The organism is Guopingia tenuis (assembly GCF_014384805.1).
Lineage (GTDB): Bacteria > Bacillota > Clostridia > Christensenellales > Christensenellaceae > Guopingia > Guopingia tenuis.
This window is the reverse complement of sequence record NZ_JACRSS010000005.1, coordinates 32,708-47,185: the sequence shown is the minus strand read 5'-3', so window position 1 is coordinate 47,185 and position 14,478 is coordinate 32,708. Positions and strand designations below refer to the sequence as shown.

The following is a 14,478-nucleotide window of genomic DNA, read 5'->3' as shown; positions in this document are numbered from 1 at the left end:
CTCACTGGACGGCAAACGCCTGGATATGCTCCAATTCTACCCCCACCGTCTCGCCTACCAGCAGCTCCCGGGCCTCTTTCTCCATAGCCACGGCTTTGAGTTCATGCCCTGCTACCGACACCTTCATGCGCACCAGCTGCCCCAAAAACAGCTTTTCCGTGAGTACGCCGGATAGCCCGTTCCCGGGCTTTGTGATGTGCACATATTCCTCCTTGATGGCCGCCGCGACCTCCTGCCCGTCTTGAAAATCCCGCCGCTCCAGCGGCAGAAACAGCTCTCCCGCTGCCATCCGGCGGCCCGCCGCATCATACGTTCCCCGGATCAGGTTGTTGGTTCCAAGGAAACTGGCGGCAAAATAGGATTCCGGCCGCACATAAATATCCTGGGGCTTTCCCTCCTCGACGATCTCGCCCCCGCGCATGATGGCAATTTTATCCGCCATGGCCAGCGCCTCGCCCTGGTCATGGGTCACAAAAACCGTGGTGATCCCGGTTTCCTTCTGAATGCGCTTGATTTCAAACTGCATCTGTTCCCGGATGTTTTTATCCAAGGCCGAGAGCGGTTCATCCAAAAGCAGGATATCCGGGCGCAGGATGATGGCCCGGGCCAGCGCCACCCGCTGCTGCTCGCCGCCGGACAGGCTGGAAATTCTGCGCTTCTCCGTCCCCGGCAGGCGCACCATCTCGAGAGCCTCGGACACCTTCTTCCGAATTTCCTCCCGGGATTCCCGGCGGATTTTCAGGCCATAGGCCAGGTTTTGGCCCACGCTCATATGGTCAAACAGCGCGTAATTCTGGAATACCATGCCGATATTCCGCTTCTCCACGGGCAGGCCGCCGATATCCCGCCCATCCACCAGAACACGCCCGGCGTCCGAGCGGAGAATGCCGCTGATGGTGTTGAGCAGCGTCGTCTTTCCGCAGCCCGACGGCCCCAGCAGTGCCACAAATTCGCCGCTTTCCGCCGTCAAATTTATGTCTGAAAGCACCTGCTTTTCGCCAAATGCCTTGCTCACGCCCTCAATGCACAGCTTTGCCATGGAATACCTCCTCGATTACCTGCCCGGCTGTCCGAAAATCCACCTGGGAAGGCATCCGCCGGACAATCTCCTCCACCGCCTGCTCCAGCATGGGCTTTTCCCCCGCGCAGGCGTCCGCCACATAGACGGTTTCGATGCCTCGATCCACCGCATCCAGCAGCGTAGCCAGCACACAGAATTCGGTCTGCACGCCGGTGATAAAGATGCGCCCCGCTGCCTCGGCCCGGGCGGCAAAATCCGGGTTGCCAAAGGCAGAATAGGTGGTTTTCCAATAAACCTCCCGGGCATAGGGCTTCAGTCGGTCTAAGATCTCGATATTCGCCGGGTCTTCGTCCAGATAGCCCCATACCTCGTTATACCGCTTCCAGGTGCCCCGGGGCTGCTTTGCCGTGACATGCTGGGTAAAAACAGCATCCTCAAAATGCGGCAGCAGCTCGAGAATATGCTTCTCGGCCTTGCGGATCTCCGGAACCTGCCATTCGCTTCCCATAAACACCTTCTGCATGTCAATCACTACCAACAGATTTTCCATCCCTACCAAAACAGTCCTTTCTTCTTTCCAAAGCCCAGCCGGGAAACCAGCAGCACCAGCCCCACCGACACCACCACCATGATGGACGCCAGGGCGTTGATATCCGGCTTATAGCCCACCCGCACCAGATTATAAATCTCCAGGGGCAGCGTCCGCACGCCAAAGGGCGCCAGATAATATTGAATCACGAAATTGTTGAAGCAGACCATGAGGGCCATCAGTCCGCCGGCCGCCACTGCCGGGAGAATACCCGGGAGCGTCACCGTCCAGAATACCCGCAGGGGGCTCGCCCCCAGAGTGCGCGCCGCGCTCTCGGCATTGGGCTTCTGCTCCAAAAGCGCCGGATAGACCAGCAGCACGACATAGGGCAGAACGACCACCGTATTCCCCAGAAACATCCCCAGATACGACCGCCCCAGCCCGGTCATGTTGAACAGGATGAGCATGGCAATCCCCAGCACCAGCCAGGGCACGATGATGGCGGAGTTCAAAAGCTGGCTGAACACCGCCGCCTTTCTTTTGCCGATGCGCCGCATTCCCTGGGCCGTGAGCAGCCCGATCAGCACGGCGGCCAGCGCCACCAGCAGGGAAAAGATCAGGGAGAGCGCCGTGGCCTGCCCCAGATCCCCGCCGGAAAACAGCAACTCATACCATTTTGTCGTAAATTCAAAGGGAAATGTGCCATACGGCGAAGCGTTAAAGGACATGAGTATTACGATCCCGATGGGCAGAAACATAAACGCATAAACCAAAATCATGATTGCCCGGACCCAGGGATATTTCTTTTTCATAGCCTCTGCCTCCCTCTTCCGGCCCAGCGCAGCAGGCCGTTGATGACAAGCGTAATCGCCGTTAAAATGACGAGAAACAGCACGGAAAGCGCCGCGCCGCGCCCCAGGTTATAGGCGGCGGCAAAATTGGAATTGATGAGCGACCCCACCATCATGCCGCTGCTTCCCCCGGCCAGATCCGGCTCCACGAAGCTCCCTGTCACGGGAACAAACACCAGAAGGATGCCGGAAAGCAGCCCGGGCAGGCTCTTTGGGAAAATCACGCTGGTGAACCGCTTCACCCGCCCGGCCCCCAGCGTCTGCGCCGCACGGAGCTGGTTATCGTCGATCTTGGCGATGGCGGAATAGAGGCAGAGCACCATATAGGGCAGAAATTCATAGAGCAGAATGAGAAACACCGCCGCATCCGTATAGAGAATGCTGGCGGATGGGTCTGCGCCAAACAGCGCCAGAAGGCTCATGAGCGGTCCCTGGCCCTGCAGCAGCACGATCATGGAATAAATGAGCAATAACTGCGAGGTAAAAAAGGGAATGATGATGAGAACGATCAGGCTCCCCCGGGCCCGCTCGGAAACCAGCTTTGCCAGGCCATAAGCCACCGGATAGGCCAGAAGGACGCATCCCAGCGTCACCGCCAGGCCCATGAGCACGGATTTTCCCATCAGGGAAGTAAACACGCCGTCCGCAAATACCTGCTGGTAATTGGCCAGGGTAAAACCGCCGGAAAAACTATCATTGGCGCAAAAGCTGGCCACTATGAGCAGGATGAGCGGCGCAGCCACCAGCAGTGCCAGCATGCCCCCGCCGGGCAGCAGAAGGCCGAAAGAGGCCAATCCACTGCGCCCCCGGCTATGCGCTTGTTTCGTTTGATTTTCCAAATTTTTCATGTGTTTTTCCACCTGGAAATCCGTTATACTGCGTCGGCAAAACACAGCGGCTATGTCTGCACGGCCTTCTGCCCATGGATACATCCCCCGTCGTCTTTGCGAGATATATTCCGCCTGCGATATAAATCCAATCGCTGCCCGGCAAAAATCCCCGACTCCGCCATCCCGAAATTCAACCATGCCGCCACACGGGAAGTGCCAAAGCGGGCTTTCTGCGCTTTGTTTTTCTTCTGCAACGCAAACTTTTGCCGAACCTGGTTCCGGCCGCACCCCACCGGCGAGATGCGAAAGCGGATTTTGTTCGCACCGTTTTTATCCAATGCGCGCAAACCTCCGCCGCCCCAGGTTCCGGTCACGCCCCACCGGCAAGGTGCGGCGAGGCGCTATTGGGCTGCCTTGACCTTGTTCCAGAGATCCAACCACGCCTGGTTGGTTTCTTCAGGGATCGCCTTTTGGAAATAGAGCTTTTCGGGCATGTCGCCATCGATATAGAGCGCCTTGCGGACATCGTCGGAAAGCGTTTCCTGCACCTTCACATTGGCCGGAACCGGCGGCTGCCCCTCCAGATCCGAAGAATATTCCTTCTGGAAATCTTCAGAGCTCATCCAGTCGATCCACTTCATCGCCAGATCCTCATTTTTCGTTCCTTCCACCATGCACCAGTAGTCCGTCCAAGCCACAACGCCTTCCTTGGGATAGACATATTCCACATCCACTCCCGTGGCATTCAGCTGGGTCGCTGCGCCTGACCAGAGCGGCCCCATGGTGATCTCTCCGGCGCTGTAAGGCTTTGCAAAGGAGTCATAGCTCGTCCAATAGAGCTTGCAGTTTTTCTTCAGGGCCATAAGCGCCTCCTCGATTTTGGAGAGGTCGGCGTTATAGGGATCCTCTTCCCCGATATACATGGCCGCCACCAGAACTGCCGTGATATGGTCGTCAAACATGGTTACCTTGCCCTGGTTTGCTTCGTCCCAAAGAGCGGACCAGGAATCGATTTCCTTCCCAACCGCCTCTTTGTTATATCCAAGAGCCGTCGTTCCCCACATCCACGGCACGCCATAGACCTTGCCTTCCTCGTCTACAACGTCCTCCACCTCTTTCAGGCTTTCCTGAAGGCTTGCGTAATTTTCCAGCTTGCTCGTGTCGATGGCGGAGATCAGGCCCTCCTTCTTGGCCGTGTCGGTATAGGCCATATTGGAGAGAACCACATCGATCTTTCCGTTTCCGCCCTGGCGGATCATCGTGAGCATCTGCTCCAGGGAATCATAATACTGATGCACCACCTTGCAGTTGTTCGCCTTTTCAAACTGCTCGACTGCATATTCCGAGTCCGAGCCGTAGCCCTTCCAGTTGGCCACCACCAGCGTGCGTTCCCCGCCGCCCGCGCAGCCCGCCAGCAGGACGAACAGGAGCAGAACCGCCATCAACAAACTTACCGTCTTTTTCATATTTCCTCCTAAATTTCAAACACCGCGGATTATCCGACGGTGATGGTTTCCACTGTTTCCATCGCCCGGGCGATCAGCCCTTCGCCATCCAGCAGCCCCTCGGACTTTTCGATCTTTTCCAGGCTGGGCCGGGTCACCGGGTGCTTGGGCACAAACACCGTGCAGCAATCCTCATATGGCTCGATGGAGGTTTCATATGTCCCGATTTTCTCCGCCCGCTCCATAATCTCTATCTTATCCATGCCGATGAGCGGCCGGAACACCGGCAGCTCCACGGCGCTGTTGGTCACATGCAGGCTCTCAATGGTCTGGCTGGCTACCTGACCGATGGATTCTCCCGTAATAAGCGCCTGGCAGCCGTTTTCTTTGGCGATGCGCTCGGCAATGCGCATCATAAACCGCCGCATAAGCACGGTGAGCTGTTCCTCCGGGCACTTTTCATAAATCTGCATCTGAATTTCCGTGAAGGAAACGATATGCAGCCGAATGGGGCCGGTATACGCCGAAAGAATGCGCGCCAGCTCGATCACCTTTTCCTTGGCCCGCTCGCTGGTATAGGGAAAGCTATGATAGTGTACCGCCTCGATCAGGACGCCGCGTTTTGCCACCATATACCCGGCCACCGGGCTGTCGATGCCGCCGGAGAGCAGCAGGGCCGCTTTGCCGTTGGAACCGAGGGGCATGCCGCCCTGGCCCTTGATGATGTCCACATAGACATAGGCCTGTTCCCGGATCTCCAGAAATACACGCACTTGCGGGTTATGCACATCCACACGGAGCCCTTCCACATGCTCCAGAATATAGCCTCCCGCGTCCGCCGCCACTTCCATGGACTTCATGGGATACCGCTTGTCCGCCCGCTTGACCTCCACCTTGAAGGTCGCCCCGGCAAGGTTATGCTTTTGCATATACCGCTTCATTTCTTCCGCCGCGGTTTCATACATGACCTGCTTATCCTTTTCGACCTCCAGTGCCGGGCTCACGGAATAGATGCCAAACACCCGGGTGAGCGCCTGGATGGCCTCTCCCGTCTGCTCCTCCGCCACGCCGTGGACATAGTAGCGTCCGTCGCCCCGGGATACCTTCCCCGAAAAGGGCTCCACCGCCCGCCGCATGGCCTTGACCAGCAGGCTTTCAAAAAAGGGCCGGTTGGCGCCTTTTAAGTGTATTTCTCCATATCGAACCAAAAGTACAGTTGCCGCCATTTTTTATCTCCTTATAAATCCGCGGAACCCGGCCAAAGCCTCCTTGATGGCCGCCGCCGCCGTTTCCATCTCTTCTTCGGTATTTTCCGGGCAGAAGCTCAGCCGCACAACGCCCTGCGTGATATCCGCCGGAACCCCCAGCGCCTGATGCACCCGGGAACCCGCCCGCTTTTTATGAGAGGAGCAGGCCGAACCCGTGCTGATATAGATCTTCTTCTGCTCCAAAAGATGCAGAAGCACTTCGCCCCGCATGCCCGGGAAAGCCAGATTCAGAATATGCGGTGCCCCGTCCGCCGGGGAGAATATCCGCATATCCGGGATATCCGAGAGCTTGTCCAGCAGATACGCCTTCAGGGCCGCCATATGGGCCACCCACTCCTCCCGGTGGGCCATATACTCCTCCACCGCCCGGGCAAAGGCGAGGATGCCAAATGTGTTTTCCGTCCCCGAGCGCAAACCCTTTTCCTGGCCGCCGCCCAGCAGATATGGCTTGAGAGGCGCGTTTTTCTTATAAAAGAGCACGCCCGTCCCCTTAAGTCCATGGAGCTTATGGGCGCTTGCCGTATAGTAATCCAGCGCGGAACCGCCGAAATCCAGGGGGCATTTGCCATAGCCCTGCACGCCGTCGGCATGCACGGCCGTCCCGGGATTTTTTGCCTTCACCGCCGCCGCGATCCCGGCAATGTCGTTGACTGCGCCGGTTTCGTTGTTGACGTGCATAACGCTCACCAAAGCGGTATCCTCCCGCACCTTCTCCGCCACATCCTCCGGATGGATTTTCCCATCCGCCCGGGGGCGAATGTAGTCGACAGAGTGCCCCGCTGTCTCCAGCGCACGGAAGCATTCATATACGCAGGGATGCTCATAGGCGGAAGTGATAAAATGCAGCTTTTTCTCTCCGGCTGCGCGGTATCCCCGCAAAATCGCCGTGTTGGCCCCCTCGGTTCCGCCGGAAGTGAACACCACGCCCGCCGGATCCGCATGGACAGCCCCGGCCAGCGTCTCCCGCGCCGCCCGCAGCTGCCTTTCCGCCGCTACCGCCGGCGGATACATGGCCGAGGGATTCTTCCATTCCGACTCCACATGGGCCGAAAACAGGGGAAGCAATGCCTTAGAGGGTTTTGTTGTCGCCGCGTTATCCAAATATATTTCCATGATTTCCTCGTAACAGAAAGGCAGGAAATCCTGCCTTTTTCCTAAAATGTTGCATATGATCTTATTTTATCATGCCAATAGGGCTTTTGCAAACCACCCCCCCTACTTTCTTTAAAAAGAAAGTAGGCAAAGAAATTTTATGACCGGCTTTATTCGCAGCCCCTTTTTTTCCCGGTTTCTTATCCAGTTTTTCGGTTTCCCAGAATTCCCTTCTTCTTTAAAAAGAAAGTACGCAAAAAAATTTTATGACTGCCTTTATTTACTGCCCTCTTTTATCTCTCCCGCTCTTCTCCCCCAAGCTCTCGTTTTTTCTAAGGCTCTCCTCTCTTCCATAAAGAAAGCCGACAAAGAAATCTTACGGCCGGTTTTTTATATCGCCAGTTATTCCGCGCCCGAATCCTCTCAAGATTTCCTTCTTTCCTAAAAAAACTATCTTTAAAGCAAGCGGGGATTAGCGTCAGAATATCATAACTCTTCTTTATCTCCAGTCCGATCTTCTGTTTGCTCAGCCAAAAGTCCGTGCAGTCCGTCCTTTTCTCCTTTTATAGCCCCGGCTCCACAAAATGCACCACCGACTGCTCCCAATATCGTGAAAATACCCATTTTTCAGGGCAGGTGAAGTTCATCTGGTAAAGGCGGAAATCCACGCTAAAATTTTTAGGCTGCCATTGTTCCCGATAGGTATAGCAATATCGCATCCCCAATTTCTGCATTCCCTCCCGCTGGCCGGGTTATTCCGATCATGCGTGGCCATGATATAGGCAATTCCGTCTTTTTTTCCTGCTGAATCACTGCCCGGCAGGCTTCCGTGATAATTCCAATTCCCTGCCCCCAAAACTGCGGGAGCAATGCATATCCCAAATCGTGGCTTTCCTCTTTTGCTTCCAAATGAACATAACCGATGGGTTCCCCGTCTGTTTTACATACCGCATACCGATATTTCTGGGAATTTTTATAAAAATCTTCGTGTTTTTCCTGAAACAGGCGCTTCGCCTCCCTTTCGTCCTGCAGAGGGAACCACGGAAGAAATTCATTGGCCGTCCTATTCCCATAAATAGCAAACAGCGCCGCTATATCCCGCTGCGTAAACTGGCGCAGTTCCAGACGCCGGGTTTTCAATACAGGCGTATTTTTCATATTTTCATTTTCCCCTTTCACGATAAAAACCGGCGTCGCCTTTTAGGCAACGCCGGCCTGATTTGCTTTATTTACATCCCTAGAACACCCGGAAAGCGCAATAGAAGTGATTCTTCCAATACGATGTCTTGAAGCTCCGCTTCACGACCTTTCCCTTGCTGGAAGAAGCATCGATCATGGTCGAGTTGGAAACCGCGATGCCCACATGCCCATGGGCGCTGGTCCGTCCCGTATAGATGATGATATCGCCCCGGCGGATATCGCTCATCTTCGTGATCTTTTTATATTTCTTGCAGCTGCGCCATGTAATCGAGGTCATATATCCCTGACGGACGCCTGCCTGGTTCAGGCAGTAATAGGCAAAGCCCGAGCAATCGAACTTGTTGGAGCCTTTGGCGCCCCAGACATACCGGCAGCCCAGCTTGGATTCTGCCACTGCGATGAGCTTTTCCACGCCGCTCTTATTGCTGGGAAAAGATGTCCCCCCACCGCTGCTGCCCGCCTTTTTGGCATTCTTTCCATAGAGAACACTGCTGGTTTTTGCGCCGATCTTTCCGTCTGCCGTCAGGCCGTTGCGGGACTGGAAGCTCTTCACCGCCGCTTCGGTATCCGAGCCATAATAGCCCGTGACCTTTTTCATATATCCCAGGCTCTTCAGCCGCTCCTGCGCCTTCTGTACATCGCTGCCCGTGGAACCCAGAATCAGGGCGTTGGGTTGAGCGTCACTGGCGAAAATGGCAGAACGCGTTTCCGGGCCGACATAGCCGTCGGCAATCAGGCCGCTGTTCTGCTGGAATTTTTTCACCGCTGCCACTGTATCCCGGCCATATTTCCCGTCGGCCTGGGTCAGATACCCCAGCTGCACCAAGCGCTTCTGGATTCTCTCCACCGTCTCTCCTTCCGTGCCGATGGAAAGCGCATTGGCCTTAACATCTTCGGAATACAGCTTCTCCCGCGTCTGCGAGTTTACAGCGCCATCTGCCGTGAGACCGTTTTTCTCCTGAAAATCTTTCACCGCCGCCTGGGTCAGCTCCCCAAAATTGCCGGTGACCAATTCCATATAGCCCAGTTCCTTTAAACGGGACTGTAGTTCCTCAATATCCGTTCCCGAATCCCCAAGGGCGGCGGAATATACTTTTGCATCCGCCGAATTCAGCATGGCAATCGTCTGCGGACCCGCAATGCCGTCTGCCTGCAGGCCATGCTTGCGCTGGAATACGCGAACCGCCTGTTTGGTCATGGGGCCGTAATATTCCGTGGTTTCGTCCTCTTCCATATATTCCAGATCCATCAGCCGGCCCTGCAATTCCGCCACCTTCGGGGAGGTCACGCCTGGAACCAGCTCGTCGGAAGCCACGATCCCGCTCGTCTCCTCCGGATCAAAAGGCAGCGTTACCTGATCCCGCAGCGTTGCAATAGAGGATACAACCGCCCGGTAGGTCGGATCCTGGGGCTCCCCCGCTTCCTCGCCATGGGGCGCCAGCAGCAGAATTGTCGTCGCCGCGCAGCAAACCACCGCCGCAATTCCAATGCCCGCCTGCCAGAGCGTTGGGCTCCATTTTTTCCTAGGCGTGGGGGTAGCCGACTTCGCGACAACTTCCGGCGTCACTCTGGCTGTCGGCTGGGCAAAAACGCCCGTTCTCTGCCGCCCGCCCCGGCGCCGCCGATATTTGGATCGGGCCAGCTTTCGTGTAAACCAGTGTTTCATCCGGGAAAAGACGCCCTCTCCGGTTCTTTTTACCGAATACAAGACCTTTTTCCAATCAAATTTCATGCGCTCGTTCCTTTTCTTTTGAATCGTTTCTTTCAAAAATCATGCTGTATGAAGCATATAAAATGACATAAGATGCGCTAACCTAAGATGCTATATACCGTTTTCCCCTTTTTGCAGATAATCTTTATCCGTGTTCCATGGGGTTTCGGCGAATGAAAATCTAAACATTTTTATTATACACCTTTTTTCTTCGCTTGTACACGTTTTTGTAATATTTCTTAATATAAGTGTAATTATTGCCCTTCCCTTCGGTTTTATGCCGATAAAAAACAGCGGATTCCTGTCCGGAGATCCGCCGTTTTTTATACATTGGTTTAGTTCATTGTGTTGATATCTCCCAGAGTGATTTCCAGATCGATTTCCTTTCCATCCCGCCAGACCGTGATGTTCACCTTGTCGCCCACTTTCTTTTCGTCAATCAGATCCGCCATGTTCCGGTCGCCCATCTCTTCGCCCTCATACTTGATGATGACGTCGCCTTCCTGCATTCCGGCTGCCTCTGCCGGGCTGTTTTCCATAAAGCCCTGCACCACCGGGCCCGCCGGGAGGCCGGCCTGCTGGCGCGCCTCTTCCGTCAGTGTTCCATACCAGATGCCCAGACCCGGCTTCTTAATGGAGCCGTTTTCAATGATCTCCTTTGCCATTTCCACCGCCGAATCAATGGGGATGGCGAATCCAATGCCCTCCGCATCCACCGTAGAAGTGGATACCAGGCTTTTCAGGGTAATCATGCCCACGACGTTGCCGCTGCTGTCTACCAGCGGCCCGCCGCTGTTGCCGGGATTGATGGCGGCGTCCGTCTGGATAAATTTCTGCCGCGTGCCGTTGAACATCAGCTCCCGGTTCACCGCGCTCACATATCCCACGGTTACCGTTCCTACCAGGTTTTCCCCGGCGCCCGCCGGATTCCCGATGGCGATGACCTGCTGCCCGGCCTTGAGCTGGGAAGAGCTTCCGATGGGCATTGCCTTGAGTCCCGCATTCTCCACTTTTACTACAGCGACATCCCGGGTGGAATCCCCGCCCAGATAGGTTGCGGGATATTCCTTGCCGTCCTGGGTCGTGACCGTGATATCCGTCGATCCGGACAGGACGTGATAGTTTGTCAGGATATAGCCGTCATCTGAAATGACAAAGCCGGTTCCCCGGGAGATATTGCGGATCTTGCCCTCCACCGTCTCCTGGACGGTCTGGGCCGCGACGCCCACCACCGAGGGCGACAGGGTTTCCACGATCTCGGGAATGGGGTTGTTGGCATCCTGAATATTGACGTTATTGCCACCGATGGTCACATTTTTATCGCCGGAGGCCTCCGGCGCCGCACTCTGAGAGGCCGAGGGCGAAGGGGCGGGAACGATCAGAGAATCCCGGTTTCCGGTATTCAGCAGCGGATATACCACATAGACCCCCACCAGCGCCCCCACCATCACACTGGCGACAATCACAGCAATCAGCCCCAGCACCTTTCCCGCCTTATGCTTTTTGGGCGGTTTGGGCGGCTCTCCATAGCCGTCGCCTGCCGGAGAATATCCATAGGTATATCCCGGCTGTTCCGGTCCGGCTTCATAGGCCGGGCCCTGGGCTTCCGGCGCCTGCCATTCCTGGCTGGCCGGTGGTGCCTGCGGCTCCGGCGGCTGCCACTGGGGCTGTTCGCCAAAATGGCGGTGATCCTCCGCCGCATGGGAGTCCTTCCCGTACCCGGTTCCCCCCTGTCCATACGAATCCACAGCAGGCGTATCCTGCTCTTGCCCTGCGCCTGTATATCCTTCGTTTAGGCCCTGATTCTTTTCATCAAAGCGGTCTTCTTCCATCATTTGTCCTCCTTCTTTTCGGAATGATTTACGTTAAATGCGCTTATTTCCTTTTTCGCAGGTTCCCGTTCCCTGCGCTTTTCCTTTCCCTCGCTCACGCAGCCCAGCGTGAAGGTGAACACAGTTCCCGTCCCTTCTTTAGAGTTTACCCAAATTTTCTCGTTATGTTGCATCACGATATTTTTTACAATGGAAAGCCCGATGCCCGTGCCTGCGGCTTTGCGGTTATGAGACTTATCCACTTTAAAGAAGCGGTCAAATACAAAGGGAATATCCTCCTCGGGGATCGTTTCTCCGCTGTTGGAGATATTGACATAGACCTTGCCTTCCGCCAGATATGTCCAGATTTTCAGCGTCCCGCCCTCTTCGCAGAATTTCACGGCGTTGTCCAGCAGGTTGGTGACCACCTGGGCCATGCGGTCCTCGTCGGCATATACCATCGTCCGCTCTTCGGGCAGGTTAACGGAAACTTCCAGCCCCTTATCCTCGATTTTTGTTAAAAAGCTGATAAAGCAGCGCCGGATCAGCTCGTTGATATCCCACTGCGTCTTGTTGAGAGGGAATTGGCCGGATTCAATTTTCGCCAGATCCAAAAGATCCCGGATCAGCACGTTCAGCCGTTTTGTCTCTGAGAGCACGATATTTAGATACTGCTCCTGGTCCTTTTCTTCAATGGTGTGATCCAGAATCCCCTGCACAAATCCCTGGATGGATGTCAGCGGGCTTCGCAGCTCATGGGATACGTTGGCCACAAAGCTGGACCGCGTATTCTCGTATTTCTCCAGCTCCTCCGCCATGCCGTTGAAGGTTTCCGCAAGGCCGGCCATCTCGTTGCATTCCTCCACATTCAGCCGCTTGGAGAAATTTCCTTTCCCCAGCGCCTTGGCGGCCGCATCGATCTTATAGAGCGGGCGCTCAATCTGCCGGGCGCTGAAATACACCAGAAGCAGGGCAATGAACAGCGTAATAATGCTGGAAATCAGCACCTGGGAATAAAACACCTGAAGGGTGTTTTGCAGGGAGGTGAGGCGTGTATGCAGAAAAATCCCGCCCATGATCTGTCCGTCATAGGTCAGCGGAACCCCTACGGTAATGACCGGAGTGGAATAGACATCGCTGTCGCTGCTCACAGCGGAAACCGTGTTTCCGGCCAGAACCTGCGGCTGCATCGCCGTCTTGTTCTTTTCCAGAAGCGCCTCGTTGGCGTTCAGATCCGAATTGCCCGTCACAGTGACGGAATAATCTACGTTATATTTATCTACAACGCTGACATTATATTTTTCATAGGAGGCCAGCTGGGCGATATCCGAAAAGAGCTGCTCTCCCGTGCCGCCGCCGGCATAATCCGAAGAAAACAGCTCGTTGATGGTCTGGGCGCTGTCGATGAGCGTCTGGGTCTGTTCGGAAATCGTATAGGCCCGGAGCATCCGCGTGGTCAGCAAAGAAACCAGCAGCACAGCCGCCGCCCCAATGATCAGAACTGTCGTCATCATCCGGCCAAACAGCGTCTTAAACCGAAACATCACTTAACCTCGAATTTATATCCAACGCCCCAAACCGTTTTGATCTGCCAGGGATGCTCGCCTCCGAGCTTTTCCCGAAGCCGCTTAATATGCACGTCCACCGTCCGGGAATCGCCGTAAAAATCAAATTCCCAGACCTTTTGCAGCAGCTGCTCCCGGGTAAACACTTTGTTGGGATGCGACGCAAGGAAATAGAGCAGTTCCAACTCCTTTGGGGGCAGCTCCAGCTTTTCGCCGCAATAAATCACAGTATAGGTGGCCAGAGAGATCTCCAGATCCTCATATTTGATGCTTTCTTCCTCGGCGGAAGCATTCTCGCTGCGGCGGATGACCGCCTTGATCCGGGCTATCAGCTCCTTGGGCTCAAAAGGTTTCACGATATAATCGTCCGCCCCCAGCTCCAGAGCCAGAACCTTATCGAAAGTATCGCCCTTGGCCGTCAGCATAATCACCGGCACGTTGCTCTCCTTGCGGATGCGCTTGATGACTTCAATGCCATCCATGCCCGGCATCATGATATCTAGCAGCACTAGGTCCGGGGAATAGCTGGAAAACATATCCAATCCCTGTTTTCCATCGTTGGCAATCCGGATCTCCAGCCCCTCTTTTTCCAGATACAGCTTGATTACCTTGCAGATATTTTCATCGTCGTCCACCAAAAGGATGGTGTTTTTCGCCATCGTATTTCCCCCCGAATCATTATTTGATGATAAAATGTATTATTCCATTTCCAGCACATGGATGCCGTTTTGCATGAGCAACTCGGCAAACACGCCGTTTCCCGGGACCAGTCTGCCGGAAAAGCTCCCGTCATGAATGCGCCCCGCGCCGCAGGAAGGACTTTTGCTCTTCAAAAGCACAGTATCCGCCCCTTTGGCCTTTGCCATTTGCAGCCCCTTCTGCGCTCCCGCCAGATAGGCCGCCGTCACGTCCTTCCCATCCCGGCTTATCACACAGGCCCGGCCGGCGAGAACGTCCGCCCCGGTTCCGCCCTGGATCTCCGCCGGTTCCCGGGGGATGGGCAGCCCGCCCATACATTCCGGGCACACCAGGCAGAATTTTTCTCCTCCGGCAATGCGGGCCAAAATTTCCTGATTGGGCTTTGCGCCGCCGTCATAGCGGCATTTTTTCCCCGCCAGACAAGCACTAATCATGACCATTTTATTATAGCTCCTA

Annotated in this window: 13 protein-coding genes; all 13 read right to left on the bottom strand. The window is 55.3% G+C overall.

Features of this window, described 5'->3' with window-relative positions; all coding sequences use genetic code 11:
* Nucleotide 1 precedes the first annotated feature (1 nt).
* The 13 genes from H8693_RS09300 to H8693_RS09240 all read right to left on the bottom strand — a co-directional run bounded on the left by H8693_RS09300 (nt 2) and on the right by H8693_RS09240 (nt 14,462).
* Nucleotides 2–1,039: an ABC transporter ATP-binding protein gene (locus H8693_RS09300; RefSeq protein WP_178618137.1), complete on the bottom strand. Its 1,038-nt coding sequence runs from the start codon at nt 1,037–1,039 to the stop codon at nt 2–4.
* A complete protein-coding gene (locus tag H8693_RS09295; RefSeq protein ID WP_249280824.1) occupies nt 1,020–1,571 on the bottom strand; it encodes a cysteine hydrolase family protein in 552 nt (183 codons plus the stop codon). Before H8693_RS09295 ends, H8693_RS09300 begins: the two co-directional genes overlap by 20 nt.
* A gap of 2 nt (nt 1,572–1,573) precedes the next feature.
* The gene (locus tag H8693_RS09290; RefSeq protein ID WP_178618132.1) at nt 1,574–2,362 is read right to left on the bottom strand and encodes an ABC transporter permease; all 789 of its coding nucleotides are present in this window, start codon (nt 2,360–2,362) and stop codon (nt 1,574–1,576) included.
* Nucleotides 2,359–3,249 carry an ABC transporter permease gene (locus tag H8693_RS09285; protein WP_249280737.1) on the bottom strand — a complete coding sequence of 297 codons (891 nt, stop codon included), beginning with the start codon at nt 3,247–3,249 and terminating at the stop codon, nt 2,359–2,361. Before H8693_RS09285 ends, H8693_RS09290 begins: the two co-directional genes overlap by 4 nt.
* Nucleotides 3,250–3,632: 383 nt before the next feature.
* On the bottom strand, nt 3,633–4,697 hold the full coding sequence (locus tag H8693_RS09280; protein ID WP_178618128.1) for an ABC transporter substrate-binding protein: 1,065 nt from the start codon (nt 4,695–4,697) through the stop codon (nt 3,633–3,635).
* Nucleotides 4,698–4,726: 29 nt separating this feature from the next.
* On the bottom strand, nt 4,727–5,902 hold the full coding sequence (thiI, locus tag H8693_RS09275) for a tRNA uracil 4-sulfurtransferase ThiI (protein WP_249280736.1): 1,176 nt from the start codon (nt 5,900–5,902) through the stop codon (nt 4,727–4,729).
* Between the two features lie 3 nt (nt 5,903–5,905).
* Complete coding sequence (locus H8693_RS09270) at nt 5,906–7,057, bottom strand: cysteine desulfurase family protein (RefSeq protein ID WP_249280735.1); 1,152 nt, start codon at nt 7,055–7,057, stop codon at nt 5,906–5,908.
* Between the two features lie 657 nt (nt 7,058–7,714).
* Complete coding sequence (locus tag H8693_RS09265; RefSeq protein ID WP_249280734.1) at nt 7,715–8,194, bottom strand: GNAT family N-acetyltransferase; 480 nt, start codon at nt 8,192–8,194, stop codon at nt 7,715–7,717.
* Between the two features lie 79 nt (nt 8,195–8,273).
* Complete coding sequence (locus H8693_RS09260) at nt 8,274–9,968, bottom strand: C40 family peptidase (protein WP_249280733.1); 1,695 nt, start codon at nt 9,966–9,968, stop codon at nt 8,274–8,276.
* A 314-nt stretch (nt 9,969–10,282) separates the two neighbouring features.
* Nucleotides 10,283–11,782 (bottom strand): S1C family serine protease, encoded by a 1,500-nt coding sequence (locus H8693_RS09255; RefSeq protein WP_249280732.1) that lies wholly within the window; start codon nt 11,780–11,782, stop codon nt 10,283–10,285.
* Complete coding sequence (locus tag H8693_RS09250) at nt 11,779–13,302, bottom strand: sensor histidine kinase (protein WP_249280731.1); 1,524 nt, start codon at nt 13,300–13,302, stop codon at nt 11,779–11,781. Before H8693_RS09250 ends, H8693_RS09255 begins: the two co-directional genes overlap by 4 nt.
* A complete protein-coding gene (locus tag H8693_RS09245; protein ID WP_178619759.1) occupies nt 13,302–13,982 on the bottom strand; it encodes a response regulator transcription factor in 681 nt (226 codons plus the stop codon). Before H8693_RS09245 ends, H8693_RS09250 begins: the two co-directional genes overlap by 1 nt.
* 39 nt (nt 13,983–14,021) lie before the next feature.
* The gene (locus H8693_RS09240) at nt 14,022–14,462 is read right to left on the bottom strand and encodes a DUF523 domain-containing protein (protein ID WP_249280730.1); all 441 of its coding nucleotides are present in this window, start codon (nt 14,460–14,462) and stop codon (nt 14,022–14,024) included.
* Nucleotides 14,463–14,478: the final 16 nt, after the last annotated feature.

Excerpts from the sequence above, each read along its gene's own strand:
- H8693_RS09290 (WP_178618132.1), bottom strand. The coding sequence starts at position 2,362 with ATGAAAAAGAAATATCCCTGGGTCCGGGCAATCATGATTTTGGTTTAT.
- H8693_RS09300 (WP_178618137.1), bottom strand. The coding sequence starts at position 1,039 with ATGGCAAAGCTGTGCATTGAGGGCGTGAGCAAGGCATTTGGCGAAAAG.
- H8693_RS09240 (WP_249280730.1), bottom strand. The coding sequence starts at position 14,462 with ATGGTCATGATTAGTGCTTGTCTGGCGGGGAAAAAATGCCGCTATGAC.
- H8693_RS09270 (WP_249280735.1), bottom strand. The coding sequence starts at position 7,057 with ATGGAAATATATTTGGATAACGCGGCGACAACAAAACCCTCTAAGGCA.
- H8693_RS09280 (WP_178618128.1), bottom strand. The coding sequence starts at position 4,697 with ATGAAAAAGACGGTAAGTTTGTTGATGGCGGTTCTGCTCCTGTTCGTC.
- H8693_RS09250 (WP_249280731.1), bottom strand. The coding sequence starts at position 13,302 with ATGTTTCGGTTTAAGACGCTGTTTGGCCGGATGATGACGACAGTTCTG.
- H8693_RS09285 (WP_249280737.1), bottom strand. The coding sequence starts at position 3,249 with ATGAAAAATTTGGAAAATCAAACGAAACAAGCGCATAGCCGGGGGCGC.
- H8693_RS09245 (WP_178619759.1), bottom strand. The coding sequence starts at position 13,982 with ATGGCGAAAAACACCATCCTTTTGGTGGACGACGATGAAAATATCTGC.
- H8693_RS09295 (WP_249280824.1), bottom strand. The coding sequence starts at position 1,571 with ATGGAAAATCTGTTGGTAGTGATTGACATGCAGAAGGTGTTTATGGGA.
- thiI (WP_249280736.1), bottom strand. The coding sequence starts at position 5,902 with ATGGCGGCAACTGTACTTTTGGTTCGATATGGAGAAATACACTTAAAA.
- H8693_RS09260 (WP_249280733.1), bottom strand. The coding sequence starts at position 9,968 with ATGAAATTTGATTGGAAAAAGGTCTTGTATTCGGTAAAAAGAACCGGA.
- H8693_RS09265 (WP_249280734.1), bottom strand. The coding sequence starts at position 8,194 with ATGAAAAATACGCCTGTATTGAAAACCCGGCGTCTGGAACTGCGCCAG.
- H8693_RS09255 (WP_249280732.1), bottom strand. The coding sequence starts at position 11,782 with ATGATGGAAGAAGACCGCTTTGATGAAAAGAATCAGGGCCTAAACGAA.